The 26853-nt window shown below is 68.4% G+C and carries 25 protein-coding genes; 7 read left to right on the forward strand and 18 right to left on the reverse strand.

The features are described 5' to 3' along the window. Positions 1 to 91 precede the first annotated feature (91 nt). On the reverse strand, positions 92 to 1216 hold the full coding sequence (locus GO488_RS10730) for a PGF-CTERM-anchored ABC transporter substrate-binding protein (protein WP_162317821.1): 1125 nt from the start codon (positions 1214 to 1216) through the stop codon (positions 92 to 94). Positions 1217 to 1275: 59 nt separating this feature from the next. Here GO488_RS10730 and btuC point away from each other — a divergent pair, with 59 nt between their 5' ends. From btuC to GO488_RS10745, 3 genes are read left to right on the forward strand one after another with little or no spacing between them, the layout of a single operon-like run. After that, positions 1276 to 2346: a vitamin B12 ABC transporter permease BtuC gene (gene btuC, locus GO488_RS10735; protein WP_162317822.1), complete on the forward strand. Its 1071-nt coding sequence runs from the start codon at positions 1276 to 1278 to the stop codon at positions 2344 to 2346. 56 nt (positions 2347 to 2402) lie between these two features. Next, a complete protein-coding gene (locus GO488_RS10740; RefSeq protein ID WP_162318633.1) occupies positions 2403 to 3626 on the forward strand; it encodes a heme ABC transporter ATP-binding protein in 1224 nt (407 codons plus the stop codon). A 22-nt stretch (positions 3627 to 3648) separates the two neighbouring features. Then, positions 3649 to 6051, forward strand: a complete 2403-nt coding sequence (locus GO488_RS10745; RefSeq protein ID WP_162317823.1) for a DEAD/DEAH box helicase — start codon at positions 3649 to 3651, stop codon at positions 6049 to 6051. Between the two features lie 15 nt (positions 6052 to 6066). Here the strand turns inward: GO488_RS10745 and GO488_RS10750 are convergent, their stop codons facing one another. After that, positions 6067 to 6948: a mechanosensitive ion channel family protein gene (locus GO488_RS10750; RefSeq protein ID WP_162317824.1), complete on the reverse strand. Its 882-nt coding sequence runs from the start codon at positions 6946 to 6948 to the stop codon at positions 6067 to 6069. A gap of 213 nt (positions 6949 to 7161) precedes the next feature. Next, positions 7162 to 7575 (reverse strand): Lrp/AsnC family transcriptional regulator, encoded by a 414-nt coding sequence (locus tag GO488_RS10755; RefSeq protein WP_162317825.1) that lies wholly within the window; start codon positions 7573 to 7575, stop codon positions 7162 to 7164. Between the two features lie 102 nt (positions 7576 to 7677). Between GO488_RS10755 and carA the strand changes: the two genes are divergently transcribed. After that, the gene (gene carA / locus GO488_RS10760; RefSeq protein WP_162317826.1) at positions 7678 to 8724 is read left to right on the forward strand and encodes a glutamine-hydrolyzing carbamoyl-phosphate synthase small subunit; all 1047 of its coding nucleotides are present in this window, start codon (positions 7678 to 7680) and stop codon (positions 8722 to 8724) included. 246 nt (positions 8725 to 8970) lie between these two features. Here the strand turns inward: carA and GO488_RS10765 are convergent, their stop codons facing one another. From GO488_RS10765 to GO488_RS10810, 10 genes are all read right to left on the reverse strand, one after another. Further along, entirely contained in the window at positions 8971 to 9897 is a 927-nt protein-coding gene (locus GO488_RS10765) for a 2-dehydropantoate 2-reductase (protein WP_162317827.1), read from the reverse strand. A gap of 104 nt (positions 9898 to 10001) precedes the next feature. Beyond that, entirely contained in the window at positions 10002 to 10382 is a 381-nt protein-coding gene (locus GO488_RS10770) for a hypothetical protein (RefSeq protein WP_162317828.1), read from the reverse strand. A 108-nt stretch (positions 10383 to 10490) separates the two neighbouring features. Continuing rightward, complete coding sequence (carB, locus tag GO488_RS10775) at positions 10491 to 13742, reverse strand: carbamoyl-phosphate synthase large subunit (RefSeq protein WP_162317829.1); 3252 nt, start codon at positions 13740 to 13742, stop codon at positions 10491 to 10493. 131 nt (positions 13743 to 13873) lie between these two features. Further along, positions 13874 to 14104 (reverse strand): hypothetical protein, encoded by a 231-nt coding sequence (locus tag GO488_RS10780; protein ID WP_162317830.1) that lies wholly within the window; start codon positions 14102 to 14104, stop codon positions 13874 to 13876. A gap of 96 nt (positions 14105 to 14200) precedes the next feature. Further along, positions 14201 to 14962 carry a hypothetical protein gene (locus GO488_RS10785; RefSeq protein WP_162317831.1) on the reverse strand — a complete coding sequence of 254 codons (762 nt, stop codon included), beginning with the start codon at positions 14960 to 14962 and terminating at the stop codon, positions 14201 to 14203. Between the two features lie 157 nt (positions 14963 to 15119). After that, positions 15120 to 15656 carry a DUF5815 family protein gene (locus GO488_RS10790; protein WP_162317832.1) on the reverse strand — a complete coding sequence of 179 codons (537 nt, stop codon included), beginning with the start codon at positions 15654 to 15656 and terminating at the stop codon, positions 15120 to 15122. A gap of 72 nt (positions 15657 to 15728) precedes the next feature. Next, positions 15729 to 16511 carry a DUF7847 domain-containing protein gene (locus GO488_RS10795; protein ID WP_162317833.1) on the reverse strand — a complete coding sequence of 261 codons (783 nt, stop codon included), beginning with the start codon at positions 16509 to 16511 and terminating at the stop codon, positions 15729 to 15731. A gap of 81 nt (positions 16512 to 16592) precedes the next feature. Continuing rightward, positions 16593 to 17009, reverse strand: coding sequence for a DUF7124 domain-containing protein (locus GO488_RS10800; RefSeq protein ID WP_162317834.1), 417 nt, complete (start codon positions 17007 to 17009; stop codon positions 16593 to 16595). A gap of 43 nt (positions 17010 to 17052) precedes the next feature. Continuing rightward, on the reverse strand, positions 17053 to 17274 hold the full coding sequence (locus GO488_RS10805) for a hypothetical protein (RefSeq protein WP_162317835.1): 222 nt from the start codon (positions 17272 to 17274) through the stop codon (positions 17053 to 17055). An 89-nt stretch (positions 17275 to 17363) separates the two neighbouring features. Continuing rightward, positions 17364 to 18614, reverse strand: coding sequence for an NAD(P)/FAD-dependent oxidoreductase (locus tag GO488_RS10810; protein WP_162317836.1), 1251 nt, complete (start codon positions 18612 to 18614; stop codon positions 17364 to 17366). A gap of 130 nt (positions 18615 to 18744) precedes the next feature. On the opposite strand from GO488_RS10810, the gene GO488_RS10815 reads away from it, so the two are divergent. Then, on the forward strand, positions 18745 to 19341 hold the full coding sequence (locus GO488_RS10815) for a DUF6149 family protein (RefSeq protein WP_162317837.1): 597 nt from the start codon (positions 18745 to 18747) through the stop codon (positions 19339 to 19341). Between the two features lie 10 nt (positions 19342 to 19351). On the opposite strand, the gene GO488_RS10820 is transcribed toward GO488_RS10815, so the two are convergent. The 3 genes from GO488_RS10820 to GO488_RS10830 all read right to left on the reverse strand — a co-directional run bounded on the left by GO488_RS10820 (position 19352) and on the right by GO488_RS10830 (position 23914). Further along, a complete protein-coding gene (locus GO488_RS10820; RefSeq protein WP_162317838.1) occupies positions 19352 to 19957 on the reverse strand; it encodes a hypothetical protein in 606 nt (201 codons plus the stop codon). Between the two features lie 332 nt (positions 19958 to 20289). Then, the gene (locus tag GO488_RS10825) at positions 20290 to 21636 is read right to left on the reverse strand and encodes an NAD(P)/FAD-dependent oxidoreductase (protein ID WP_162317839.1); all 1347 of its coding nucleotides are present in this window, start codon (positions 21634 to 21636) and stop codon (positions 20290 to 20292) included. Positions 21637 to 21643: 7 nt separating this feature from the next. After that, the gene (locus tag GO488_RS10830; RefSeq protein WP_162317840.1) at positions 21644 to 23914 is read right to left on the reverse strand and encodes a sensor histidine kinase; all 2271 of its coding nucleotides are present in this window, start codon (positions 23912 to 23914) and stop codon (positions 21644 to 21646) included. 130 nt (positions 23915 to 24044) lie between these two features. Here GO488_RS10830 and GO488_RS10835 point away from each other — a divergent pair, with 130 nt between their 5' ends. Beyond that, positions 24045 to 24920 (forward strand): homoserine kinase, encoded by an 876-nt coding sequence (locus tag GO488_RS10835; RefSeq protein WP_162317841.1) that lies wholly within the window; start codon positions 24045 to 24047, stop codon positions 24918 to 24920. Between the two features lie 33 nt (positions 24921 to 24953). Here the strand turns inward: GO488_RS10835 and GO488_RS10840 are convergent, their stop codons facing one another. After that, a complete protein-coding gene (locus GO488_RS10840; RefSeq protein ID WP_162317842.1) occupies positions 24954 to 25169 on the reverse strand; it encodes a hydrogenase maturation nickel metallochaperone HypA in 216 nt (71 codons plus the stop codon). Between the two features lie 153 nt (positions 25170 to 25322). Here GO488_RS10840 and GO488_RS10845 point away from each other — a divergent pair, with 153 nt between their 5' ends. Then, on the forward strand, positions 25323 to 26297 hold the full coding sequence (locus GO488_RS10845) for a C-terminal binding protein (protein WP_162317843.1): 975 nt from the start codon (positions 25323 to 25325) through the stop codon (positions 26295 to 26297). A 31-nt stretch (positions 26298 to 26328) separates the two neighbouring features. On the opposite strand, the gene GO488_RS10850 is transcribed toward GO488_RS10845, so the two are convergent. Further along, complete coding sequence (locus GO488_RS10850) at positions 26329 to 26781, reverse strand: peroxiredoxin (RefSeq protein ID WP_162317844.1); 453 nt, start codon at positions 26779 to 26781, stop codon at positions 26329 to 26331. Between the last annotated feature and the right edge of the window lie 72 nt (positions 26782 to 26853).

Below are 26853 nucleotides of genomic sequence, written 5' to 3' on the forward strand. Positions count from 1 at the left end.
TGGACAGGAAACCGGGATATACGTGGGATTCTAATATCGGTTCGAGCTATAGTAGTAAAATTTTATTCCTCCTCGTCTAATCAATATATGATCACGCTCGGCCGCGGGCCATCGCCGCTGCGGCGACGACCGCGAGGAGCGCCGCGACCGCGGTAAACCCGGATCCGTCTCCGCCCGTCGTTGACGCCGGCGAGTTCGTGCCGGAGTCCACCGCACTCGTCGATGGCGACGCCCCCGTCTCCGTCGAACTCGCCGTCGAGTCGTCGGTCCCCGTCGTCACGGCCGACCGCGGAACGTAGCTACCCTCGTCGTACCGCTCGGGGTAGAGCTGGCTCGACAGGTTGTGGACGGCGTTGACGACGCTCCGCGGGGCCGGCTGATTTAGGTCGCGCGTCTGTAAGACGACGGTGCTGTTCGTCTCGCCCGCGGTCGTGCTGGCGTACGGCTCCTGATTCACGAGGCCCGTCATCTCCTCGGTGACGACGAGCACCTCGGGGTCGAGTTGTAACAGCACCTCGTCGCTCAGTTTCAGATAGTCGGTGTAGTCGCGCGCGGCGACGTTGTCGGCCCCAACTGTCTCGAACAACGCGTCGATGAACGTCCCGTTCGCGGCGACGTAACCGCCACCCATCGCGTACAGCACTTTCGGACGTTCCTCCACTTCGGCCGAGACGTTCTCGACGGCGTCGACGTTGGCGTTCATCCACGCGTTGGCCTCGGCCGCGCCCTCGCAGTTGCCGGTCAGTCGGCCGACGGTCGTCGTCTTCTCGCTGATGTCCTCGATACTGGTCGCCGCGGGCAGGTGATACACAGTCAGCCCCGCGTCCCGGAGCGCCTGCACGTCGCCCGCGCTGGCGTTCGGCGCGATGACGAGATCGGGGTTCGCGCCGACGACTTTCTCGACGTTCACGCCGAAGCCGGCCGAGACGTTGGTCCGGCTATCGGCACCCTCCAGATAGGAGGCGTACTGCGTGAGGCCGACCACCTGGTCGCGGCCGCCGATCTCCCACATGGTCTGGGCGGCCGAGGGATTGGTCGTCACCACCCGCTCGGGGCGTTCCTCAATGGTTATCTCGGTCCCCGTCGCGTCGGTCAGCGTCACCGGGAACGTGCACTGTACGTCCGTCGTCTGCGCACTCGCGGCGGTCGCCGGCGCGACGCCCGCGGTCGAGACGAGCAACAGCAATCCAACGAACAGCGTGGCGAATCGTCGCATCGTCTGGTCCCGGGAGGAGGAACAATAAATATTTACCTACTGCAAGTGACCTTGCAGCCATGCGTACAGGGGGACGCGTCGTCTCGTGGTCGCTCGCGCTCGCGGCGCTGCTGGCGCTCGTCGTCACCGTGAGCGCCGGCATCGGCCCGGTGTGGATTCCGCCGGCGGCGGTGGCGAAGGTCCTCTTAGAGGCGATCGTCGTCCCGACGGCCGTCGACGTCTCGGGGACGACGCTCGACGTGACCACCCGTCCTCTGTTTCGGTTCCCCGTCGAGGACTTACAGCGCCAGATCGTGTTGCAGGTCCGGCTCCCCCGTATCCTCTTAGGGGCCGTCGTCGGCTTCTCGCTCGCGGCGGCGGGCACCATCATGCAGGGCATCTTCCGGAATCCGATGGCCGACCCCTCCATCATCGGCGTCTCCTCGGGCGCGGCGGTCGGCGCGGTGGGGTTCATCGTCGCGCCGATGGCGTTCCCGTTCGGCCTCGGCCTGCGCGGGGCGGCCTTCGCGGGCGCGCTGGTCGCGGCCTTTGGCGTCTACCTCATTGCCACGCAGAACGGCCGCACGCCCGTGGCGACGCTTCTCTTGGCTGGGGTCGCCGTCCAGACGTTCCTCGGCGCGGTCGTCTCCTTCCTCCTGCTCCACAGCGGCGAGAGCATCCGCCGGGCGCTGTTCTGGCTCATGGGCCACCTCAAGGGCGCGACGTGGCCGGAGGTGTGGACGACCCTCCTGCTGGTCGCGCTCCCCTTCGTCGGCCTGCTCGCCTACGCGCGGGACCTGAACGTCCTCCTGCTCGGCGAGGAGGACGCACAGAGCCTCGGTATCGACGTCGAGCGGACCAAGCGCCTGCTGCTGGCCTTCTCCTCGCTCGTCACGGCCGCGGGCGTCGCCGTCACGGGCGTCATCGGCTTCGTCGGCCTCATCGTCCCCCACGTCATGCGACTCGTGGTCGGCCCGGACCACCGCATCCTGCTCCCGACGGCGGCGCTCGCGGGCGCGTCGTTCCTCGTCGCCACCGACACCGTCGCTCGCTCGGGGGCCGCCGAGGTGCCCGTGGGCATCCTCACCGCCGCGCTCGGCGCGCCCTTCTTCCTCTACTTGCTCCGGAAGCGGGAGGTGCACGAGCTGTGACCGACGACTTCGCTCACTCCTTCGCGGGCGACGCGGGCGACGAGAGCGCGGACCCCATGATCGACGCCTCCGGCCTGTCGGTCGAGCTCGGCGGTCAGCGGATCCTCTCGGGCGTCGACCTCGCCGTCGACTGCGGCTCGCTCGTCGGCCTCGTCGGGCCGAACGGCGCGGGCAAGACGACGGTGTTGCGGACCCTGCGCGCGACGCTCACCCCCGACGAGGGCGCGGTGCGCGTCGCCGGCGAACGGCTCGCCGACCTCTCGGCGCGGGCGGTGAGCCAGTTGGTCGCCAGCACGCCCCAGACGACGACGCTCTCCTTCGAGTTCACCGTCGAGCAGGCCGTCGAGATGGGGCGGACGCCCCATCTCGGGCGGTTCGACCGCGCGGACGAGGCCGACCGCGAAGCGGTGCAGGCGGCGATGGAGCGGGCCGAAGTCGCGCGGTTCGCCGACCGGGCGGTCACATCGCTGTCGGGCGGCGAGCGCCAGCGCGTCCTGCTCGCGCGCGCCCTCGCACAGGCGACGCCGGTGCTCCTGCTCGACGAGCCGACGGCGAACCTCGACATCAACCACGCCGTCCGCACCCTCGAACTGGCGTCGTCGCTCGTCGCCGAGGGGAAGACGGCCGTCGCCGCCATCCACGACCTGAACCTCGCCGCGCGGTACTGCGACGAACTCGTCTTGCTCGCGGACGGCGAGGTGCGGGCGGCGGGCGCTCCCCGGGACGTACTCACGACGGAGACGCTCGGCGACGCCTTCGACGCCGAGACGCTCGTCACCGGCCAACCCGGGTTCGACGCGCCGCTGGTGACGCCGCTCGCCGACCGCGACCCCGTGGACGCACACGTCCACGTCGTCGGCACCGGGACGCAGGCGGCGGCGGCCGTCGCCCGCCTCGTCGCGGCCGGTCTCACGGTCAGCGTCGGCGTCGTCCCGGCCGGTGACGCCGCCGCCGAGCGCGCGACCGAACTCGACTGCGAGGCCGTCACCGTCCCGCCGTTCGCCGGCGTGGACGAGCATTCGCGGGAACGGGCGAGCGAACTGGCCCGCGAGGCCGACGCCGCCGTGCTCGCCGGCGACGCGGGCGACGCGAACCAGTCCGTCGTCGCGGCCGCGCGCCGCCTCGTCGCCGTCGAAGGCGAGGGTGTCCCGCGCGTCGAGTCGGGGCGAACCACCGTCACCGACATCGAGGGGCTTCCCGAGGCGGTGGCCGCCCTGCCGGACTACGATGAGCGGAAGTCCCGGTCGGAGCGCGTGCGTCAGGAACGGCAAGACCGATAGCCGCTCACGGCGTAGTCCGCCCGTGGACGACACCATCGCGTGGCTTCGGGACCGGACCTACTACGAGGGCCAGATCGCCGACGAGCGGACGGTCCCCGGCCGCGAGGCCACCGTCGCCGACTGCGACCTCGATTCGCGACTGGCGGGCGTGCTGGCCGACGAGGGAATCACGGACCTCTACGCCCATCAGACGAAGGCCATCGACGCCGTCAGGGACGGGCGGAACGTCGTCCTCGCCACGGAGACGGCGAGCGGCAAGAGCCTGGCCTACACCGTCCCCGCCTTCGAGCGGGCGCTGGACCGGCGTGCGACGACGCTCTATATCGCCCCGCAGGTCGCGCTCATCAACGACCAGACCGAGACGCTCTCCGAGTTGGCACAGGGCCTCGGGTTCGCCTCGGGCGTCTCAGTGGCCCAGTACACCGGCCGGCAATCGAAATCCGAGAAGGAGGCCGTCCGAGAGCGCCAGCCCACCGTCCTCCTGACGACGCCGGACATGCTCCACTACGGCATCCTGCCCCACGCCCACCGCCTCTGGGACTGGTTCTTCCAGCGACTGGAGACAGTCGTCATCGACGAGGTCCACGGCTACCGCGGCGTCTTCGGCGGCCACGTCTCGCTGGTCATGCGCCGGCTCGCACGAATCACCGAGCGCTTCGACAGCGACCCCGAGTGGGTTTGCTGCTCGGCGACTATCGGCAACCCCGTCGAGCACGCGGCGGCGGTCACGAATCAGCCCGAGTCGTCGTTCGCGCTCGTGGACGAAGACACGAGCGCCAGCGGCCCGCGGCACTGGCTGCTCTGGAATCCGCCCGAATACGAGGGCGGGGAAGGATGGGGGAGCGGCCGCCGGAAATCCAGCCACGTCGAGACGAAGCGCCTGTTCGTGGACCTCGTCTCCCGTGGTCTCCAGACCGTCGTCTTCGCCGGGTCCCGACAGACTGCCGAGCGCTACGCCAGCGACAGCGCCGACGAGTTGCGCGACAGAGGTCACCACGACCTCGCAGACCGGATCGGCGCGTATCAGGCGGCGCTCACCGACGACCAGCGCCGCGACCTCGAAACCCGCCTCCAATCGGGCGACCTCCGGGGGGTCTGGTCGACCAGCGCGCTGGAACTCGGCGTCGACGTGGGCGGACTGGACGCCGTCGTGCTCGACGGCTATCCCGGCACGCGGATGCGGGCGTTCCAGCAGGCCGGTCGCGCCGGGCGCGGCACCGACCCGGCGCTCGTCGTCCTCGTCGGCGGCGAGGACCAGCTCGACCAGTACGTACTCCGGAACCCGTCGACGCTGTTCGAGAGAGAAGCCGAACGCGCCGTCACGAACCCCGAGAACGAGCAGTTGCTCCCCGACCACGTGCAGGCGGCCGCCGGCGAGAACTGGCTCTCGGCCGACGACGACCGACACTTCGGTGCGACGTTTCCGGACGTGGTCGCCGACCTCGAATCGGCTGGGAAACTCGACCGCCGGAATACGGACAAAGGCGTCCGCTGGACCTCGAACGGTCGCCCGCACCACGAGATGAGCCTTCGGACGGTGGACGACCGCGAGGTGAAACTGGTGGCGAAGGGCGACGTCATCGCGAAACTCCCCTTCGAGGACGCCCTGCGCGACGCCCATCCGGGCGCTATCTACCACCATCAGGGGCGGCGCTACGAGGTGACCGATCTCGACCTCGCGACTGGGGTCGCCGAACTCGACCGGACGTGGGCGAACTACTACACGCGCGTCCGCCACGACAAGACCATCACCGTCGAGGCCGACTTACAGGAGCGCCCTTTGCCGGCCCGCGAGGACGTGCCCGTCCGCTTCGCCTCGGTGACGATGCGAAAGCAGATCACGGGCTACGAGCGCCGCGACGGCTCGTCGGGCGAGGTGCTGGGTCAGCGCTCGCTCGATCTGCCGGAGACGACCCTGGAGACGAAGGCGCTGTATCACACCGTTCCGGCGGCCCTCGAAGACGAGATTCTCCGCGGAGCGTACGAGGGAGCGGCGGTGAGCGATGGGGACGGCGGAGGCGAAGCGGTCGGGGCGAACGGCGGGGGTGAGACGGCGGCCGCGGCGGGCGACTTCCCCGGTGCCATCCACGCCGCCGAGCACGCGATGATTTCGATGTTCCCCTTCGAGTACCTCTGTGACCGCGGCGACGTCGGCGGTCTCTCGACGCCGCATCACCCACACACCGACGCGCCGACGATCTTCGTCTACGACGGCTACCCCGGCGGCATCGGCCTGACGCGGGCGGGTTACCACGACGTCGGCTCACTGATGGACACCACGCTGTCGATGCTCCGGTCGTGTGACTGCGAGACCGGCTGTCCGGCCTGCGTCCAGTCCCCGCACTGCGGCAACGCCAACGACCCACTCTCGAAGGGCGGCGCGATTCACCTCCTGGACCGGCTCACCGGCGACGCCGGTCGCTGACGCCGCCGAACCGACTCACGGGCCGGCGCTACCGTCTCGCTCGTCGCCGGGGTCCCGCTCTCTCACCGCGAGTTCGCCGCCGATTTGGTGTTGAGTCGTCGTACTGAGGTCGATACCCGCCGTCCGACAGGCCTCGTGGACGCCGCGGATGAACGCCGATCGGACCGCCGGCAGTCGGTTCCGACGGTTGTTCGGGATCCAGATACGGCCGGTCACCACGACGGCGTCGTCCGTGAGTTCGTCGACGGCGACGTTCGGCTCCGGGTTCTCGGCGACGTGGTCCACGTCTCGGGCGACGCTGACGATGAGCGCCTCTATCTCGTCTAGGTCGGTCGTGTAGTCGACGCCGAACTGGTAGGAGATGCCGACCGGCCCGGTCGCGGTGCGGTTCGTCACCGCGCTCGTCGCCAGGTCGTTGTTCGGGACGACCACCACCTCGTTGTCGGGGGTGCGAACCCGCGTCACCCGCAGGTCGATGTCGACGATGACGCCCTGCTTGCCCGCCCACTCGATGGTGTCGCCGACGTTGAGGTCCGGGTCGGTGACGATGAACGCCCCCGAGACGAAGTTCCCCAGAACGTCCTGTGCGGCCAGCCCGACGGCGATCGTGACCCCCGCCGCGACCAGCGTCGATCCGGCCAGCGCCCCCTGGAAGCCGGCCACCCTCGCCGCGACGACGACCGCGAGGACGACCACGACGAGATGCGACAGGCTCCCGAGGGCGCTCTCGAGCGTCTTGTCGATGCGCGACCGCGCCAGTCCCCATCGGATGGCCGGGACCACGAGCAGTCGCCCGACGGCGTACAGGACGACCGCGACGATGACGAACTCCGCTCCGGTCTCGACGAGTTGCGCGTACGTCGAGGCGAGATCGCCGGAGAACGGAGCGAGCTGCATAGTCGCCTTACTGCCGCCGGACATATGAATGTCGCCGAACGCCGGCGAGGTCATCGTCGTGCGGTTCGCGCGTCGCTTCCCATCGGATCAGCCGACGCGTTCGTCGAGGATTAACCCCACTCGGCGAATATCGGTTCGCTCGTCGATTCACTGGCGTTCACGGCTTCGCCGTTCACCATCCGAGGCCCCTCCCTTCGGTCGGCGCCTCGCTTCTCACCCGACTCGCTCGTCCAATATTAACCTCGTCTTCGTGCTCACGACCTCGTCTAGCTCCCGCGCCCGCGTGATGAGGTCGTTCACCGCGCCGGTGTCGGCGGCGTCGACGACCACGACGATGTCCTCCTCACCGGAGACCTGCCAGACGAAGTCGACCGACGGCCACTCGGCGATGCGGTCGGTGACGGCCGACGTGTCGACGTCGACGTCGACGCCGACCTCGACCATCGACTTGACGTTCCCGGTGCGAGTAGCGACGGTGAAGCGCTCGATGACGCCGTCCTCGACGAGTCGCTCGACGCGGTTCCGGACGGTCCCCTCGGACGTGCCGATCTGGTCCGCGATCTCCGTATAGGGCGTGCGGGCGTCCCGTCGGAGTATCGAGAGTATCTCGCTGTCCAGTTCGTCCATCGAGATTGGACCCTTCTCACCTCCCGAACTTGAGGATTACGAAAATCGTAACTCGGCTTCGAAAGTAACCCTTATGAACCGGAATACTGTACGCATCTCGTAATGACAGACGCATACGTAGCACTGGAAGGCGAACGCGTCATCGAAGCCCGCTCCCGCGCGCCGGGCACGACGCGTGGCGAAATCGTGTTCACGACCGCGTACACCGGCTACGAGGAGAGTCTGACCGACCCGTCCTACGAGGAGCAGATCCTCACGTTCTCGTACCCGCTCATCGGCAACTACGGCGTCCGCGAGGAGCGCTTCGAGTCCGACCGCGTCCACCCGCGCGGGGCCGTCGCCCGCGAGCTCACCGACGACGTGGCCGAGTGGCTCGAGAGCGAGGGCGTGCCCGCCGTCGACCACCTCGACACGCGCGACATCGTCACCGAGATCCGCGACGAGGGGGCGATGAAGTGCGGCATCGCCGCCGGTCCCGACGCGACCGAGGAGGACGCGCTCGAAGAACTGCGCCAGTGCAAGCACATGTCCGACCACACCGACATCGGCGCGCAGGTCTCCGTCGACGAGGTCGAGACACACAACGCCGACGGCGACGGCGCGACCGTCGCGCTGGTCGACTGCGGCGCGAAGGGCTCCATCGTCGAGTCCCTGGTCGAACGCGACGCCGCCGTCCACGTCTTCCCCTACGACGCGAGCGAGGACGACGTGGCGGCCGTCGACCCCGACCTGCTGTTCATCTCGAACGGCCCCGGCGACCCCGAGAACTTCGAACAGACCGGCGAGCTCGTCGAGACCTACGTCGGCGACGTGCCGCTCGCGGGCATCTGCCTCGGCCAGCAGGTCGTCGCCAACGCGCTGGGCGGCGAGACCTCGAAGATGGAGTTCGGCCACCGCGGGGTCAACCAGCCGGTGCGCGACCTCCGGACGAACAAGGTCGTGATGACGACCCAGAACCACGGCTACACCGTCGCCGAACCCGGCGACAAACTCGACGTGACGCAGGTCAACGTCAACGACGACACCCCCGAGGGACTGGAGAACGACGAGCTGGACATCATCACGCGTCAGTACCACCCCGAGGCCAACCCCGGCCCGCACGACTCGCTCGGCTTCTTCGACGACGTGCTCGGGATGGCAGGGGAATAGCGAGGCGCCGACCGAAGGGAGGGGCCTCGTTCAATGCGAGCGGCGATAGCCGTGAGCAGTAGCGAGGGGCGCGACTGCAAGGAGCGGCCCTCGAAGCGAAGCGGTGACCGAAGGGAACCGCGGAGCAGTAGCGCGGTTCGGAGCGAGCACAGCGAGTGAGAACCGCGAACCAGAACGGTGAGCAACGCGAGCCGTGAGTAGCGAGGGGCGCACTACTTCAGGGAGCGCGACCCGATATAACGCCAATCAGCCGTCCGCGAATCGGTCGGCCCACGGCCGGAGGACGGCCGTGACGGCCTCGTTCATCGGCACATCGACGTCGGTCCCCTCGGCGTGACGAGCGACGGCCGCGTTCAGCGCGTCGAGCTCTATCGGCTTCTCGTGGGTCAGGTCGTAGTGCAGAGAGGAGTACGAGTCCGCGTCGAGGTCCTCGGCGAACTCGATCCACTCCGCGGCGGTGTCGTCGGGAAGCGCTACGTCGTTCGCGCGGGCGACCGCACACACCTCCTCGACGATGCGTCGGTACATCCGCCACGACTCCTCGGCGTCGCGGATGTCGCCGACGGGCAGACGCGTCGCTGCGGTCATTCCCGAGTGGGCGCAGATGAACGCGAACTTCCGCCACAGTTCGCTTCGGATATCGTCCGCGAGGACCGCCTCGACGCCCGCACAGGAGCGGAGGGCGTCGTCGAGCGCCCTGATGCGATCGGTGCGCTCGCCGTCCAGTTCGCCGTAGACGAACCGGGCCGGCCCGCCGGTGTGTTCGACGACGCCCGGCTCGGCGATGGTCGAGAAGATGTAGGCGACGCCGCCGACGACGTGAGCCTCGCCGATCGCGTCGGCGAGCCACCGCTCGTTGTCGACGCCGTTCTGGAAGGAGACGACGGCGGTGTCCGCTCCGAGGAGCGGTGCGAGGTCGGCCGCGGCCTCGCGCGTGTCGTGGGCCTTCACGCAGAGCAGCACGTAGTCGACGGACCCGACGTCGGCCGGGTCGTCCGTCGCGGGCAGTTCGACCGCGGTGTCGCCGGCGACGCTCTCGACGGTGAGGCCGTCAGTCCGTAGCGCATCGAGGTGGGCACCGCGGGCGATCAGGTGGACCTCGTGACCGGCGTCGGCCAGTCGTGCGCCGAGGTAGCCGCCGACGCCGCCGGCCCCGAAGATGGCGAAACGCATGCTCGATACCGACGACCGGCCGGACCGTAGCTGTTTGGCCGCGAACCGATACTGCCGTGGCTCAACGGGTGTTCGGTCTGAGTCACTACCGGCCGAACGACCGGTCAGCTGTCGCTGGCGTCGTCGTGTCGGCCGTCTTCGTGTTCGTCGCCGTCTACCTCGCCGTCGCCGTCGTATCCGTCGTCCAGCAGCTCCTCGCTCGGGGTCGCGCCCTTGTCGTCGACGTAGACGTCTGCGTTGCCCTTCTCCATGCGGATGCCGTGCCAGTCGACGCCCCACTCGGTGAGCCGGGCGACCGTCCTCGCCGCGGCCTCCCAGGGCCGGGCCGTCCAGACGATTATCGTGTCGCCGTCGGCGTACCGCTCGTTGACCCACTGTACCATCTCCTCGTCGGGTTCCTCCGGCTCCTCGTCGACGTATCCCCGCTCGCCGGCGCTGAGCGTGTTGTCGAAGTCGACCGCGATCCGGTCGTGGTCGTCGGACATACGCCCGGAGTTGGGCGGAGCCCCACGTAAACGTGCGGCAGGCAAACGCCGAAACCGGCGACGGAGAGCGGGCGACGAACCGACGGAATCAGCGCGGCGACGCGAGCGTTACTCGTCGCCCCACTTGCGGGCGGTCTTCGGGCGGTCGCCGATGGCCTGCACCGCGAGCGGTTGGTCGTCGGAGTTGATCGCCTCCAGCGCGGCCTCGGCGCTCTCGATGGTCGAGAAGTACGTCACCGTCTCCTCGACGCAGGCTTCGAGCACGTCGCGGTCGCGGGAGACGACGAGGTCCACCTCGCCGCCCTGGATGGCCTCGATGACGGCCTCGGTGTCCTCGTAGTCGTCCAAGTCCTTCACGTCGAAGTGCTCCTCGTAGCCGAGGACGGGCAGGTCGACGATGGCGGTGCCCGAGAGCGGGACCGGCTTGCCGACGCTCATCTGGGCCTTCTGGTAGGCCTTACCGAACGAGCCGGCGGTGCCCATGACCTCGCCCGTGGACTTCATCTCCGGGCCGAGGCGCGGGTCCGACCCCGGCAGGCGGTCGAACGGCAGAACGACCTCCTTGACCGAGACCTGCTCGGGGATCTGCTCCTGCACGTCGAGTTCCGCGAGCGACGTGCCGGCCATCACCTGCGCGGCGAGCTTGGCGATGGGGACGCCCGTCGTCTTCGAGATGAACGGCACCGTTCTCGAAGAGCGCGGGTTCGCCTCCAGCACGTAGACCTCGCCGTCGCGCACGGCCAGCTGGACGTTCAGCAGGCCGACGGTGTCGAGCGCGTCGGCGATCTGCTCGGTGACCTCGCGGATGCGCGGCATCACGTCCTTGATCTCCTGGGAGCGAGGCGGGATCATACACGCCGAGTCGCCGGAGTGGACCCCGGCCGTCTCGACGTGTTCCATCACGCCGCCGATGAGCACGCTCTCCTCGTCGGCGACGGCGTCGACGTCCAGTTCCACCGCGTCGGCGAGGAACTCGTCGACGAGGATGGGCTTGTCGGGCGAGACGCGAACTGCTTCCTCGATGTAGGTCTCCAAGTCGTCGTCGTTGTAGACGACGTCCATCGCGCGGCCGCCGAGGACGTACGACGGGCGGACGAGGACGGGATAGCCGATATCGTGGGCCAGGTCGAGCGCCTCGTCCTTGCTGGTGGCGGTGCCGCCCTCGGCCTGTGCGATGCCGAGATCGCCCATCAGCTGGTTGAAGCGGTCGCGGTCCTCCGCCAGGTCCATCGCCTCGACGCTCGTGCCGAGGATCTCGCAGTCGAGGCCGCGACGCTGGAGTTCGTCCTCCAGCGGTTCGCCGATGTCGACGGAGGTCTGGCCGCCGAACTGGACCATCACGCCATCGGCACCGGTCGATTCGACCACGTCGGCGACCTCCTCCGCGGTGACTGGTTCGAAGAACAGGCCGTCGGAGGTGTCGTAGTCCGTCGAGACGGTCTCGGGGTTGTTGTTGACGACGTGGGCGTCGATGCCCATCTCGCGCAGGGCGCGCACGGCGTGGACCGAGCAGTAGTCGAACTCGACGCCCTGTCCGATGCGGATGGGGCCGCCGCCGACCACGACGACGCTCTCGACGTCGGGGTCGACCTGGAGCTCATTGCGGTCGATGCCCGAGACCGGGTCGCGCGTCGAGTAGTAGTACGGCGTCGTCGCCTCGAACTCGCCGGCGCAGGTGTCGACGAGCTTGTAGTCGCGGTGGGTCGTCTCGCTCTCGACGGTGTCGACCGTGACGCCGGAGCCGTCTGTCGCCGCCTCCACTTCCGCCTCGTCGCCGTCGTCGGCGTCGAGGCTGGCGGGAAGCCACGAGACGTGGGTGTCGTTGAACTCGCCGCCGGCGAGCGCCGTGATCTCCTGGTCGGTGAAGCCGGCCTGTGCGGCCGTCTCGTAGTCGCCGTCCATCGCGGCCTCGGCGGCGTCGGTGATCTCCTCGAAGCGCTCGACGTACCACTCCTCGATGTCGGTCAGGTCGACGATCTCCTCGACGGTGTAACCGCGCGTGAACGCCTCGAAGATGGCGTACGGGCGGTCGGGCGAGGCGCGGACGAGATATCCCGTCTCGAGTTCCTCGTCGTCGAGTTCAGCGAAGTCCACGGCGGGGTCGTACTCCGAGGAGCGAAGCGCCTTCAACAGGCTCTCGGGGAACGTCCGGCCGATGGACATCGCCTCGCCGGTCGACTTCATCGCCGTCGAGAGCTCGAAGTCCGTATCGCGGAACTTGTCGATTGGCCAGCGCGGGACCTTCGTGACGACGTAGTCGATGGCGGGTTCGAACGCCGCCGTGGTCTCGCCGGTGATCTCGTTCGTGATCTCGTGGAGGCGCTTGCCCATGGCGACCTTCGCGGTCACGCGGGCGATGGGGTACCCCGTCGCCTTCGATGCCAGCGCGGAAGAACGGGAGACGCGCGGGTTCACCTCGACCACCCTGTATTCCCCGCCGGGCGTGCCGTCGTCGCGCCAGGCGTGCTGGATGTTACAGCCGCCCTCGATACCGAGTTCGCGGATGACCTTCAGCGCGGAGTCGCGCATCTCCTGGTGGCCCTCGTCGGGGATGACCTGCGAGGGCGTGACGACGGTGGACTCGCCGGTGTGGATGCCCATCGGGTCGATGTTCTCCATGTTGCAGATGATGATACACGAGTCGTCGGCGTCGCGCATCACCTCGTACTCCAGTTCGACCCAGCCCTCGATGGACTCCGTAATCAGGACTTCGCCGTTGCGGGAGAGGCGAAGCCCCTTGCGGACGCGCTCGACGAGTTCCTCGAAGTCGTCGACGACGCCGGACCCGGAGCCGCCGAGCGTGTAGGTGGTGCGGGAGATGACCGGCAGGCCGCCGACCTCGTCGACGGCGTCTTGGACCTTCTGCCGGAACGTCTCCTCGTCGAAGTCGGTTACGGACTCGTCGTCGTCGAGCGAGATGGTCGTCGACGCACACACCGGTTCGTCGATGTCCTTCATGCGCTGGCGGAAGAGGTCGCGGTCCTCCGTGGCGTAGATGGTGTCGAGCGGCGTGCCCATCACGTCCACGTCGTACTCCTCTAAGACGCCTTCCTCGGCGAGTTCGGCCGTGACGTTCAGGCCGGTCTGGCCGCCCAGCCCGGCGATGACGCCGTCGGGGTTCTCCTTGCGGATGATCTCGGTGATGGCCTCGGTGTTGATGGGTTCGAGGTACACCTTATCGGCCATCTCCGGGTCGGTCATGATGGTCGCCGGGTTGGAGTTGACCAGGACCACGCGCGCGCCCTCTTCCTGGAGCGCCCGGCAGGCCTGTGCACCGGAGTAGTCGAACTCGGCGGCCTGTCCGATCTTTATCGGGCCACTCCCGATGAGCAGGATAGTGCGGTCTTCCTCGTCTGTCATTACCCGACCCGAGCCGACACATCGTAATAAACCCGGCGAAAATGTACGAGTCTCGAAGCCGGATTTCGAATATCGTAATGCGAGAGAGTCACACGGGAGACACTCACGCGCCCGGGCGGCCGCGGGGCCGCTCAGTTGCCGAGTTCGCTGACCCGATAGCGGTACGGTCGGCCCTCGATGACCTCGACCTCGTCCGTCCCTGCGCGCCGTCCGAGCACCGTCGCGACGCGGTGCGCGCTGTCGAAGTCCTCGTCGTGCTCGGCCAACAGGTCCAGAATCTCCCGGGCCGTGAACGGCCCGTCGGCGTCGGCCTCGTCGAGCACCGACCGGATGCGCTCGAACTCGCCACGGCGTATGGCCATGTAGTACTACAACACCCCGAACACCATATATCACCGTCAGACAGCCGTCAGACCGCGTTTTAGCGCAAATCACCGGATGGCGAGCGGCCGAGCCCGTCACCCGTCGTCAGACATCGCGGGCGTCGCCGTCTCACGGCCGAAATCGTCGGGCCAGCGCTCTTCGACCCACGCCGGCCGTTCGACGGTCGTCTCGCCGATGGCGCTGTACTCGAAGCGATAGCGCACGGAGACGTCTTGATACGGGTCGAAATAGCGGACCGAGAACGTCCGCACCCACCCGCTCGACGCGACGGTAGCGCGGACGGTGTAGTTGCGCACGCGGTCGAAGGTCGCGGGCGCGCGGTCGGCGACGACCAGATACCCGCCCCCCAGCTGTCGCACGGCCACGGGACCGGTCGGGAGATACGTCTCGACGAGTCGCCCAGTGTGATGGCCGAAACGCTCGCTCGCGGGGACCGACCGATTCCGACGGTACTGGATGCCCAGCGGCCGCCGGTGGCGGCTGTAGCGAACGTCGCCCTCGACGAAGAGCCGATCGCTGTACGCGCCCGTCGTCTGCGTGCTCAGATAGCGATAGCGACGCTCGTCCTCGACGCCGAGCCGCGTCTCCCACTCCCGGCCGCTCGCGTCCCAGTGGACCGTCAGCGTGTACGACTGGTCATCGAGCGCGTTCCGATGGGCTTGTGCGAGGATCGCGGGATTCACGCTGTCGTTCGTCAACCCCGGAACGCCGGTGGCTCCCGGCTCCGCGTCGGGGACCGGCGCCGGCGTCACCGCTTCCGTCCGGTCGCTGGCGGCGAACCCGCTACAGCCGGCCAGCACGAACAGGGCCGCGAGAGCGACCGGGCGCAGGCGCATTGCCGACGGTTGGACTGCGAGATAGAAATAGCCGCGGTGGGGAGACGGTCGCGTAGCGCCCTCGCTTCGTCTCGCGGTCACCCGCTCGACATTCGAGTTAGCATAGCGACCTCGCTTCGCTCGCGGGACTTCCGGGAAACGTCTCCTCGGACGCGACTCAGACCGCCGAGTCGTGTCGGTCGTCGAAGTTCCGCTCGGCGCGGTACTGGTCGACGAACGCCTCGACGTCGAACTCCAGCATCTGCGCCTCGAACTCCGACATCACGTCGTCGTCCTCGCTGTGGCTGACGGCGTGTTCCATCAGTTCGACGATGAGCTCCACGACGATCTCGTGGAGCCGGCGGGAGTCGAAGTCGGTGACCCACGCCATCGAGAAGCCGACCGCGCCGTCGTCGGCGGCGTCGGCGACGGCGACCTCCTCGGGGAACTCCTCCATGACGACGCCCATCAGGTGCGCCGTCGTGAACTCGTCGTGGTCGTCGGCCGGTTCGACCGTCTCGGTGAGGATCTCGACCAGGAACTCGGGGACGAAACGCGAGAGGGGGTGCGCGCCGAGGACGACGGCGTGAGTCTCGCCGCAGGCGCAGTCGAGCGCCCGAATCCCCATGTGGAGGTCGTCGTGCGTGTCGATGACCTCGCCACAGGCGAGTTCGAGTTCGGACTCGCGTCCGCCGGGTACGCGCGGTTCTGCCATTGACGCGTCTAGGCGGGTCGCGGGATTAAAGGCCGCGATACGGCGTCGTCCGATTATCGTCGCCGATCGACGCTACACCGCGAACTCGTCTTCGGTGACGGATTCCGTCGTGACCTGCTGGTAGGCGTCCGTGAGGACGGCGATGCCGTAGACGGCGACCAACTGCCCGACGATCGTGTTGACCGCGAGCGTCACGACCGGCGAGAGCGGAATCGGAACGAGCGAGAGCGGGACCCCGACGACGATTCCCAGGAGGACGAGGACGACGAGCAGTCCCGTCACCGCGAGGGCGTCGTCGGTGACGAGGCCGACGCTGTTGCGGATGGATTCGACGACGCCGCTGTCGTTCAGCGCGATCTCCTGTCGGACGAAGGCGAACAGGATGACGGCGACGATACCGGGGATGACGAAGAGGGCCGTCCCGATCGCGACGACGATACCCGTCACGATGGCCGCGAGTATCGCGGTCAGTGCCGTCGAGCCGAGCGCTCGCGTGGCGTCGTCGGGGAGCGGACTGCCCGCGTCGTCGGCGAAGGCACGGATGGCGACGATTCGGAGCACCTCGGCGATCAGGAACAGGACGAAGAGACCCAACAGCGCAACGGCGAGGGAGGTCCCGAGCGACAGCGGCGCTTGCTCCACGACTGCCTGTCGCGCCTGTTCCAGCTGCGCCTGGTTCTCCGGCGTGGTCGGGATGAAATCGAACAGTCGCTCGTACAGCGCCACCGAGAACGTCTGGGAGAACACCGCGTTGGCGATGCCGAGGAGGACGAACACCGCGGTGAAGAGCGCGCCCTTCTCGGACGCGAAGTCGTCGAAACCGTTTCGGAGGGCCGCACCGATGCTGAGGGACATAAATGGATTCCCGGCGGACTTCGTAATAAAACCAACTGCTCCCGCTCGAAAACCATCGCCGAGACGAGACGTACTCGTCGCCTACGGCCAGTCGTCGCGCTCGTCGTCCTCGTTGGTCGTCGCCGCGGGGGCGTCGGGTTCGCCCAGTTCCCAGTCGGCGGCCTCGGCGGCCTGTTCGACGGGGAGGTATTCCCAGCCGGCGGCCTCGGCCAGGTCGGCGTCGGCGTCCTCGGTGCCGACGAAGACGTGCCGGTCGGTATCGAACTGCTCTCTGACGTTTTCGAGGCTCTCCTCGCGGCCGCGCGGACCGGAGAAGAAGTCCTGTCGGATGCGATGCTTGCGCGTGAAGTTCGTCACGACGTACGTGGGTTGGTCGGAGATCACGCCGACGTACTCGGACCACTGGCGCGCGTCGTTGAACACGCTGTCCGGGTAGGCCAGTTCCCGCAGCGCGTCTAAGTCGAAGGCGAGCGTCATGTCGCCGCTGCCGCCGTCCATGCGCGTGACTCCGCTTCCCGCGGAAAAAAGGGCGTCGTTTTCCCTATCGTCGGTGGCGGTCTTGCGCGCCCAGCAGTTCGGCCTGGCGTTGCACGTCCGCCATCTCGCGGGCCGCTTCGCGCCCGCTCTCGCCGTGGCTCTCGTTCACCGAGGCGTCCAGCCGAGAGCCCGCGAATCCACCGGTCTCGCTCTCGTCGGCGTCGTCGCCCGCGTCGCCACCGCGAGTCAGGAGCGCGACGAGTCGCCGGGCGAGCGCTCGGAACATACTCGAATAGACGGTCGCGGGAAGCAAAAAAGCGTGTGCCGATCACGCGGCCGTCGTGATGGGAGCGTAGAACGTCGCGACGGAGACGGCTATTCCGCGGGCGCTGCGGTCTGAGCCTTCACTTCCTCCAAGTCGACTTCCTTCTCGACGAGGAGCTCCTTCTTGTCCGCGACCTGTCGCTCCTCGCGGATGAGCTGTTTGAACTTCGACTGCTGGGAGAGGTCGCCGATGAGCACGCCGCCGACCAACTGCCCGTTCTCGAAGGCGAGCCGCCGCCACTCGGTGTCGGAGTACTTCTGCTCGATCTCGTCGTCGCCGCGGGTCGGGTGTCCGAAGGAGAGGAACGGGAAGTCGAAGTGGGTGATGGAGTACGAGGAGACCCAGCGGAAGGCCTCGGCCTCGTCGTCGGCGACCATGTTCGACCCTGCGACGGAGCCCTGTTCCTTGGCCGACCCCCACGCGCCGTTCTGCGCCTGCGCGTCGAGGATGGTGTCGTAGAACTTCGTGAGGTCGCCGGCGGCATAGACGTCCTCGACGTTCGTCTGCATGTACTCGTCGACGACGACGCCGTCGTCGAGTTCGAGCCCGGAGCCGGCGAGGAACTCCGTGTTGAAGTCGAGGCCGATGGCGACGCCGGCCCACTCGCCGTCGTAGTGGTTGCCGTCGGGGTCGACGGCGCCCGTGACGTGGCCGTCGTCGTCGACTTCGAACCTGTCGACGCCGGACTCGAAGACCGGTTCGACGCCGTTCTCGCGCAGGGCGTCGTGGATGATCTCCGCGCCGTCCTCCGAGAGCGCGTAGCGCCACCAGCGGTTCCCGCGCATGAGGAACTTGGCGTCGATCTCCTGGGCGGCACAGACGGCCGCGAGGTCGATGCCGAGCAGGCCGGCCCCGACGATGATGCCGGTGTCGGACTCGTCGGCGTGCTCCCGGATGCCGCGGGCGTCCTGGAACGTCCAGAAGTGGTGGACGCCGTCCGCGTCGCTGTTCTCGACGGGGAGCTGCGCCGGTGTCCCGCCGGTGGCGAGGAGGAGCTTGTCGTAGTGGTAGGTGGTCCCGCTATGGGTGTTGACCTCGTGAGCGTCGGGGTCGATGTCCGTGACGTGCGTGTTGAGTTCGAGGTCGATGTCGCGTTCCTCGTACCACTCGGGCTCGTGGATCGAGATCGGGGCTTCGGGGAGCTTCCCCTTGGCGAACTCCTTGATCAGGATGCGGTTGTAGAGGGCCTCGCCCTCGTCGGTGATGATGGTGACGTCTGCGTCCGGGTCGTCCTCCCGAATTGTTTCGGCCGCGGAGGCACCCGCGATGCCGTCTCCGATAATCACGTGCGACGTGCTCATGTACGGTGGATAGGAAATCGGGCTTAAAGTGGATTGCTATCTCCGTATCGTTTGCGATAGCATCGGACCGAGCCGGCGAGAGGTGCGGTATCGGGGCATTGAAGGCGCTCGCGCCCTCAATTCGGACACCATGAAACTCCGTCAGAACGTCAAGCACTTCGCGGCCAAGCAGGCGCTGACGCTCCCGGTGGTCGGCCAGAAGGTCAACGACCGGCTGGTCGACTTCCACGCGGACTACTTCGCCGAGAAGTCCGCCGACGGGCGGGCGACGGAACGCCGACCGCACCTGGCGGACTTCTTCGACGCGACGATGGACACCTACGTCGCGGCGCTCGACGCCGGCTACCCGGAGGCCGAGGCCCGCGAGATAACCCACGTCCAGGCCAACTTCGACTTCTACAACCACGGCTGGACGGAGATGATGGAGTTCCCGAGCGACGAACTGCAGGAGCACTACGACCGCTACGCCGGCTTCTTCGAGCGACACGGCATCACCATCGCGGACCCGCTCGGCGCGTTCCGGCCGGGCGACGGCATCCGAGAGGCCCCCTCGACGCCGGAGAAACTCGACGACCCCGAACACCCCCACGCCGAGGGCGGGTTCGCCGACGACGTCTACGTCGAGACCGACGACGGCGAGGTGATCGTCGGCGGACAGGACGAGCCCGGCGACGTCTCCGTCTCCGACGCCCCCGGCGCGGACGACGAGAGCGCGCGAAGCGACTGATTCGCACCGGTCAGCCCCGCTCTTCGACGGCATCGAACAGCGCGAGACACTCGGAGTGCAGCCGGCTCTCCGCCCCGACGGTCTGTACCGCGAACGCGTAGCTACCGGGTTCGAGCGTCGCGTCGACGGTGACCGCCCGCGTCGTCGAGTCGCCGCCGAGAACCCACGCGAACTGCTCGCCGGGGTCGAGGGTGACCAGCCGCGACGACGAGGGCGTGACGGCGGCCGGCGTCCACTCGTCGCCTGTCCGCCGCCGGAGGTACCAGCTCTCGGCGAACACCGAGAGGTCCCCCGCGCCGCGCCACTGGAGCGTGATCCAGAGCGGGCTCGCGGGGACGCCGTCGGCGAGCGCGACCACGGGGCGGCTCGGCGTGAGAGCGAGGGGAGCGGTCTCCGACTGCGTGTGCGAACAGACCGTCTGGTCGGTCCGAACGTCGAACGTGGGACAGGTCCGGCCGTCGAACGGATCCCGTTCCCGGCCCCGTCTCGCCGTCTCTGTCGCCGACGGCACCGGAGCCGGCGTCACCGAGTCGGCGGCACTCCCGGCGTTCGCTCCGAGTCCCGCACAGCCACCGAAGAGCCCCGCGAACCCGGCGAGAAGCGTCCGTCGGTGCATCGACTCGCCGTTCGGTCTCCGCCCGTAAAAGTCCGACCTCGGTGACGGCGCGTTTCGTCGCTCTGCGAGCAGCGCTGTTCGCGGCTACGCCGCTCACATCTCGGTGGCCCTTCGGGCTACCCTACTCGCGGCTACGCCGCTCGTCGTCGGAGACTCCTCGTTTCACTCGGAGTCTCCCTACTCGCGGGTCGCTGCGCTCCCCGCTCGTTTAGTTGCTCGTTGAGCAACTCTGCTCGCGGCTACGCCGCTCACATCTCGGTGGCCCTTCGGGCCACCCTACTCGCGGCTACGCCGCTCGTCGTCGGAGACTCCTCGTTTCACTCGGAGTCTCCCTACTCGCGGGTCGCTGCGCTCCCCGCTCGTTTAGTTGCTCGTTGAGCAACTCTATCCGCACACTCGTATCCAGCCACCACACCGCCGTTGAGCGATCGCTCGGGGTACTGTGCCTTCGAAGCCATCCCGGCGTAGTAGACGCCCTCGGCCACCTCGTCAGCGAGGTCGTAGGGGATCACCATGTCGAGATAGCCCCGCTCGTACACGGGCGCGGTCCGCGGGTTGCGCGCCGTTTTGACCCAGTTGACGGCGTCGCGGTCGAACTCCGGAAAGAGGTCCTCGATGCCCGAGAGCCACGTCTCTCTGACTTCCTCGTCGTCCTGTTGCCAGATGTCTTCCTCGGGCGACTGGACGTACCGGGCGACGTACAGCAGGTGTTCGCCGCCGTAGCGCTCGGCGGGGACGAAGTTCGTGTGCTCGATGAGCGCGCCGAAGGGAGCCTCGTCGGCGATGTTGAGCCAGTAGGTGTCGAACAGCGACTCCTCCATGCTGATCACCGAACAGACCGTCCCCTGGAAGTCGATCTCGCAGGCGTAGCCGGTGAGGTCTTCGAGCACGTCCGGCATCGTCGCCACGACGACGCTGTCGACGTCGTGGGTCGTCGTCGCCTCGCCGTCGGTGGCGGTCAGCGACGCGACCTCGCGGCCGGACGTATCGAGTCCGGTCACGCGCGTGCCCGTCTCGATGTTCTCGCGGCCGACGGCCTCGACGAGCGCGTCCAGCAGGCGACCGAAGCCGCCGTCGAGGTAGCCGAGAATCTCCCCGTTGAGGATGTCGCGCTCGCCGCGGAACTTCACGCGGCCCAGCAGCCACGCGGCGCTCACGTCGTCCTTCCGGTCGCCGAACTTCGCGTCCAGCAGCGGCTCGAAGAAGTTCTCGTAGACGCCTCGGGTCGTGTGCTCGACGACGAACTGCTCGATGGGCACGTCCTCGTAGTCCTCCAGTCGCTCGTAGCTGTCGAAGGAGGGGACGCCGCCCCGCATATCGACGTCGAGGACGAGCATCCCCAGCCGGAACGTGTCGTACAGCGAGAGGTGGGGGTAGGCGAGGATCTCCCAGGGCTTGTCCATCGGGTGGACGACGCCGTCGACGTAGTAGGCGTTCTTGCCGATGCGCCACTCGACGTCTCGTCCGAGGCCGAGTTCCTCGGCGAGTTCGACGATGGTCTCCTCCGACTTCGAGAGGTGGTGGTAGAACTTCTCGATGGGGTCGCCGGCGGTCTCGTACACCGCGGCCAGCCCGCCGAGGTCGTCGCTCGCTTCGAAGACGCGGACCTCGTGGCCCTGCTGCTGTAGCCGGTACGCCGCGGAGAGGCCGGCGATACCGCCGCCGACGACACCAATCATACCCGCCCTACCAGTCGTCCGGAGATTTACCTTGCGCTTCGACCCCAACGTCTGCAGTCGCCGTCTCCTCGGTCGCGGCCGCCGAGTCGTCGGCCGCTGAACCGTCGACCGCCGACGACTCGGCGGCCGAATCGCCGTCTCCCGCCCGCTGGAATTCCAGGACGGCGACGGTCCCGGTCGGGTGGTTGTCCTCGAACCAGACGTTGCCGCCGTAGAGGTCCATCATCACGGTGACGAAGTAGAGGCCGAACCCGCCGGCGGTCTGGTTGGGCGTGAGCGAGCGCCGGAACACCGTCGCCTTCAGCTCGTCGCTGATACCGCGCCCGTCGTCGGCGACGTGGACCTGTACCCAGTCGCCGGCGTCCCGCGTGGTGATCTCGACGTGCGGGTCGCCCGCGTTGTGTTCGAGGGCGTTCTCGACGACGCTCGCCAGCACCGCCTCGGCGAGGCCGTTCGCCAGCACCCGCGTCTCGCCCACGTCGAGCGTGATCGTCGCGTCCGGGTAGTCGGCACCGGTCGTCTCGACCACGCGCCGGACCGCCGCCGAGAGGTCGACCGTCTCGAGTCGCTTCCCCTCGCTCGCGGCCACCGTCTCGTTGATGTCGCGGATGGTCTCGCTCATCGCCGTGAGCTTCTCGCACCACTGCTCGATGCTGTCGACGTGACGGCGCTGGTCCGGCGGGACGTGCTCGCGGAGGTGTTCTGCGCGCCCACCCACGACCAGCATGGCGTTTCGGAGCGAGTGACGCAACACGCCGTTGAAGAACTCGATCTGCTCGTTTCGGCGCTCGACGGAGGCCCGGCTCTCGCGAAGTTCGCGCTCGCGTTCGACCTGTTCGAGGGCGACCTGCGTCGTCCGCGCGAGGATCTCCGCGTACTGCTGGTCCTCCGGGGCGTACGTCTCGCCCTCGGAGCCCACGGCGACGACGCCGTGGTCACCGAGGGGCAGCATGAGCGACGTCTCTAAGGGGCCGACGCTTTCGTCGACGAACGACGCGACGCGGCGCTCGCCGCTCTCGTAGGTCCGCCAGAGGTGGCGGTCCGGCGTCTCCGCCGGGTCGACGTAGAGCAGGTCGTCGTCGACCTGCGCCTCGACGGCGTCGCTGAGAGCCGCCGGTTCGAGATGTCCACGCTCGTTACACAGGAACACGCCGGCGGCGTTCTGGTCGAGCGTGCTCGTCGCGAACGCCACGGTCAGCTCCGCGACCGTCTCTCGCTGGTCGGCCTCGATGAACTCGCGGGTAGCCGCCTGCAGCGCTTCGAGCCGGTCCTGTCGGCGGCGTTGTCCGGTCACGTCCCGAAGGACGACCAATCGGCCGCGGGCGGTCCCGTGCTGGTCGGTTATCTCGCTCGTCTGCGGGACGTAGTACCGCTGCGTTCCGGGCGCGGCGAACGACTCGCCGCGCTCGATCTGTGCCAGCAATCGAGGGTCCTCGTCGGGGAGGTGCGCGCCGTTGAGGTCGTCCCCCAGTTCGGCGGTCGCGGCCGCGTTGTAGTCGATGACCGTCCCCTCGGTGTCGAGCACCAGCACGGGGTCGGGCAGTTCGTCGACGAGGAGGTCGCCGGCGAGCGGTGCGACGGTGAGGAAGTCGTAGCGGAACAGCGCGACGCCGACGAGCAGGCCGTTGAGCGCGAAGGTGAGCGGCGCGGGATTGATCCCCGGGTGCGGCGTCGCGCCGAGGACGAACAGCGCGTGTGCGCCGGCGGTGAGTACCCCACCGGTGAGCACCGCGAAGGTCTGCTTCCGATAGAGGTTCCGAGAGCGCAACAGGAACTCGCCGAGCAGGGCGTAGCCGGCCCCGATGAGCCCGAACGAGACCGCCGTCTGTATCGCGTACGCCGTCCCCGTCCGGCCGACGAACAGCGACAGCCCGTTCCGCGTCACCAGCGTGACGTCGGCGACGACGAGCCCGTGTAGCGAGTTGGTCAGCACCAGCAGGGCGTAGCCGGACGGGAGCAGCAACAGGACGCCCACGCGGACCGGCGTAAGCCACTCCCGTCGGCCGGTGTACGTGAGCGCGAAGACGACCCAGAGACCGACCATCGCCCCGGAGGTGATCCTGATGAGCAAGAACAGCGTGGCCGCAACCTGCTGGTTGGCCGTGAGTAGCCAGGCGGCATTGAGAAGGCACCAGCCGCCGGCGGCGACGATGAGCCAACCGAAGGGGACCGCGCCCGAGACCGACCGGTTCCGCCACGCGACGGCGGCGAGACCGAGGCTACAGACGCCACCGACGAGGCTCCCGACGACGACCAGCGTCGCGACGTTACCGTCCATGGCTCTCTTTGCCTGTCGGACACCGCTCCGCGTCTTAGCGCTTTGGGCGGCGTTCTCAATCCTGAGACTGTTTCGCGGGCCGCTGGGGCGGTTCGCTACCTTTTTGATGATACTGGGGAAAATCGCAGGCATGCTGACCGTCCGGGCGCCGGCCACCAGTGCGAACCTCGGGAGTGGCTTCGACGTCTTCGGCGTCGCGCTGGAGCGCCCGGCGGACGTCGTCCGCCTCTCGAGGGCCGACCGGACGACCATCGAGGTGACGGGAGCCGGGAGCCAGTTCATCCCCGAAGACCCGGAGAAGAACACCGTCGGCGCGGTCGCCGACGCGCTCGACGCGCCCGCGCACATCGAGATCGACAAGGGCGTCCGGCCGGCGTCGGGACTCGGCTCGTCGGCGGCGAGCGCCGCCGCCGCGGCCGTCGGCCTCAACGAACTGTACGACCGGGGACACTCCCGCGAGGAGCTGGTGCCCATCGCCGCGAAGGGCGAGGCCGTCGTCTCGGGGGACGCCCACGACGACAACGTCGCCCCCTCGATCATGGGCGGGTTCACCATCGCCACCGAAGCGGGCGTCCGGCAGGTCGACGCGTCCATCCCATTGGTGGCCTGTCTCCCCGACATCGTCGTGTCGACGCGGGACGCCCGCCGGGTCGTCCCCGAGACGGCCCGGGTCGAGCAGCTGGTCGAGACCGTCGGCAACGCCGCCACGCTCACGACCGGGATGCACCGCGACGACCCCGAACTCGTCGGCGAGGGGATGCACGACACGGTGGTCACGCCCTCGCGGGCGAAACTCATCGACGGCTACGAGGAGGTCAGAGAGGCGGCGCTCTCGGCCGGCGCGACCGGCGTCACCATCTCCGGGGCCGGGCCGACGGTCATCGCCGCCTGCGAGGAAACGCGCCAGCGAGCCATCGCCAGCACGATGCTCGACACCTTCGGCGACCGCGGTATCGACGCCCGCGTCTACCAGACCCGTATCGGCCGCGGCGCGCGGGTTTTCTGATTCGAATCGCCGGCCGACCGTCCGGCGAACCGGCTATCGCAGTCCCAGGTCCCGCTCGGTCGGCGTCACCTCGACGGCCGTCCCGCAGTCCGGACACGCGTCCATCTCGTCGACGATGAACGTCTTCTCGCAGTCCGGGCAGGTCCGAAGCGCCGTCGTCGCCCAGTCCGGCGAGTTCGACGACTGACCGGACGCGGGGTCATCCCGTGAGAACGCCGCTCTGAGCCGGCGGAGAAAGTTGAGTCGCATTGTCCCTCCTCTCTCAGTCGGGGGAATATGTCTTATGGCCGACCAGTCGAACGGTCACGTTTTGCCGACGCTCGGCTCGTCTGCCGAGCACCGCCCCCGTTCGACGGGCCACGTCGGGGCAGGCTCTTTGTAGTACCCCCTCGGAGCATCGGCATGGACTACACGGTCGTTCTCTCCGATAACAAGACGGTCGACCCGACGACGCAGTCGGAGATCCTGGAGGCCGCGGGCGCGACGATCGAACTCCTCGACGAGAAGACCGAGTCGACGGTCGCCGACGCCGTCCGGGGCGCGGACGGGATCATCGTCGACGCGGGCACGCCCGTCACCGAAGCGGTCCTCGCGGGGACCGAGACGCTCCGGGTCGTCGGACGGGCGGGTATCGGCGTCGACAACATCGACGTGGACGCGGCCGCCGAACACGGGATTACCGTCGTGAACGTCCCCGACTACTGCCTCGACGAGGTGTCGACCCACGCGCTCTCGCTGCTGCTCGCCTGCGTCCGAGCGGTCCCGCACTACGACCGGGAGGTCAAGGGCGGGACGTGGGACTGGTCGACCGGCCAGCCGCTCCATCGGATGTCGGGTCGCACGCTCGGTCTCGCCGGGTTCGGACGCATCGCTCGCCGCCTCGCGTCGAAGCTCCGCGCGTACCGACTCGACGTCGTCGCGCAGGACCCGAACGTCGACGCGGCGACGATGGAGGACTACGGCGTCGAGAAGGTCGACTTCGGCGGACTCCTCGACCGCTCGGACTTCCTCTCGGTCCACACGCCGCTGTTCGAGGAGACCCGCCATCTGTTCTCGACCGAGGAGTTCGAACGCATGCGCGACGACGCCGTCGTCGTCAACACGTCGCGCGGACCCGTCATCGACGAGGACGCGCTGGTCGCGGCGCTCGACGACGGCGAGATAGCGAAAGCGGGGCTCGACGTGCTCGACAGCGAGCCGCCGTCCCCGGACAACCCGCTGTTCGACCGAGAGGACGTGGTTCTCACGCCACACGTCGGCTGGTACTCCGAGGAGAGCCGCTCGGACCTCTCCCGGGGCGTCGCCAGCGACGTCGCGGCCGTCCTCCGCGGGGAGTCCCCGTCGAACCCGGTCGACCCCGAGACGCCGTGGCTCTGAGGGCCTCGACAGCGTCGGTCGAGCCGGTCGCCTAGCCGCCCTGGACGTACTCGTTGCGCGCGTCGTTGAGCACTTCCTCGGCGTGTCCCGACGGGTCGGAGAGCTCGGGGTCGTACACCGCCTTCACCTCGCCGTCGGCGAGGACGAACGTCCGCCGGTCGGTGCGGCCCTCGCTCGTGTCCAGTCCGAACGCCTCGGCGACGGTGCCCTCGGGGTCCGCGAGCAAGTCGAACAGCAGTCCCTCCTCCTCGGCGAACTCCTCGTGGGTCGGCACGTCGTCCATCGAGACGCCGTAGACGGTGATGCCGCCCTCGCGGAACTCCGGGAGGACCTCCTGGAAGTCGCGGGCCTGGATGGTACACCCGCCGGTGAAGTCCTCCGGGTAGAAGTAGACGACCGTCGGGGCCGAGAAGTCGGGGCTGACCGTCTCACCGTGCTGATTCTGTGCGCTGATTTCGGGAGCCGAGTCCCCTGCGTCGAGCATGCCCTAGCGTGGGTCGCGTCGAGTTTACCGGTTTGGGTCCCGGAGACCGAAACCGCCCCGCCGAATCGCGTT

It is taken from the genome of Haloarcula limicola (assembly GCF_010119205.1).
GTDB classification, from domain to species: Archaea; Halobacteriota; Halobacteria; order Halobacteriales; family Haloarculaceae; genus Haloarcula; species Haloarcula limicola.